General features: G+C 56.3%; 1 protein-coding gene. It reads left to right on the top strand.

Annotation, left to right across the window (positions count from 1 at the left end):
* Nucleotides 1–220: 220 nt before the first annotated feature.
* Complete coding sequence (locus ACI2KG_RS29045; RefSeq protein WP_404664248.1) at nucleotides 221–1,171, top strand: IS110 family transposase; 951 nt, start codon at nucleotides 221–223, stop codon at nucleotides 1,169–1,171.
* Nucleotides 1,172–1,619: the final 448 nt, after the last annotated feature.

Genomic DNA, 1,619 nt, shown 5'->3' with positions numbered 1-1,619 from the left:
CAAGGCCGCTTGTGTCTTGATAGGGGATTAGAATCAGGAGTGAGAGCGGTGAATGGCAAGCTAAATGCCGCAGGTGCCTTGAGCACGAGTGGGAGCACAAGCTGCCATTCACCGTTCCACTTTGGCGAGAGCCCGAACAGTTGGATGCGGCTCTGATCTCGAATCACAAGCGTGGGCCAAGCCAAAGTCCTCTCACTGTGTAGTCTAGGAGGTTTTGATGATGGCTTCCTTTCTGGGTATTGATGTTTCCAGTCTCAAGCTAGATGCGTTGGTGCGGCCTGAAGGCCTCAAAATCAATGTAAGTAATAACCCTGGAGGATTCGAAGAGTTGCTGAAAAGCCTTCGTGGGCTCAGCATCAAGCGAGTTCTGCTAGAGGCAACGGGCGGTTACGAGCGCAACGTCATGCGCGTGCTGCAGGACGTTGGTTACAAGGTCATACGCGTAAACCCCAGGCGAGCCCGGTATTTCGCTGAGTCCATGGCAATCAAGGCCAAGACCGATGCTATTGACGCTGAGGTGCTGGCACACTTCGCAGAAGTCATCCCGGACAAACCCACCCTGAAAATCAGCCCGGAACGTGCTCTTCTACGAGAGCTGCTTCAGCAACGTGATCGCCTGGTCCAGCAGCGAGATGACGACCGGCGGCGCTTGAAGCAGGCGCAGTCAGCAGTAGTCGCCAACTTTCTGAAAACCAACCTTCAGCACTTCAGGTCGCAGATCAAGCTGGTTGAGCATGAGATCAAACAGCAAACAGTGGCGCTGAACGATGAGCGGGTTGCTCAGTTGGTTCAGGTCAAAGGCATTGGGTTGGTGACTGCGGGCAAGCTTGTAACGCTGTTGCCAGAACTGGGCCATGTTGAAACCAGAGAAATAGCCTCCCTGGTCGGTGTGGCGCCGTTTAACCATGACAGCGGAAAGTCCACCGGCAAGCGGTCTATCTCGGGTGGACGCTTTGAAGTGCGACGGTCGCTGTACATGGCATGTCTTGTGGCGATTAAGTACAACCCTGCACTCAAAGCACGGTATGAGGCACTGCGCGAACGGGGAAAACTTCCCAAGGTCGCTATCGTGGCGTGCATGAGGGTTTTGATCGTACGGCTCAATGCGATGCTTAGAGCGGGCAAGCCATGGCGGGATCTGATCTTGCCACAGCCGAAAGATACAGCGTAGGTCTAGAAGGCAGCGTCATCATTGTGAGAACGGGCATTGCGGTGGCTGGCACGGGCTTCGCCCGTGTTCGCGGCTGAAGCCGCTCCCACAGGTACAGTGTTAACTCGAAGCCAGCGCAGTCCCTGTGGGAGCGGGCGTGCCCGCGAAACAGGCGACGCTGAGGATGGCACCGGCGTTGCCGGTGTTCGCGGGCTCGCCCGCTCTCATAGAACAACACATAACTCACTGATTTAGCAGGGGCCTGTGGGAGCGGGTTCACCCGCGAATGCGATGGTGGGTTTACCGCCGCATTCGCGGGTGAACCCGCTCCCACAGGGTATGCGAAACGCTTGCGGGCTTTGTTCACTGCGCGACAGCGCAGCCCTAAGGGCTGGGTGATCTCCCACAGAGATTGCGCAAACTTTTAGACTTTGAAAAAGACAGTTGCTCCCACATCTGTTTCGGGCCA

Origin of the sequence: Pseudomonas sp. NPDC089407, assembly GCF_044900445.1 — a bacterium.
GTDB lineage: Bacteria > Pseudomonadota > Gammaproteobacteria > Pseudomonadales > Pseudomonadaceae > Aquipseudomonas.
The sequence above is the reverse complement of the archived record's forward strand: the minus strand, read 5'-3'. Positions and strand labels throughout refer to the sequence as shown.

Excerpts from the sequence above, each read along its gene's own strand:
- ACI2KG_RS29045 (WP_404664248.1), top strand. The coding sequence starts at position 221 with ATGGCTTCCTTTCTGGGTATTGATGTTTCCAGTCTCAAGCTAGATGCG.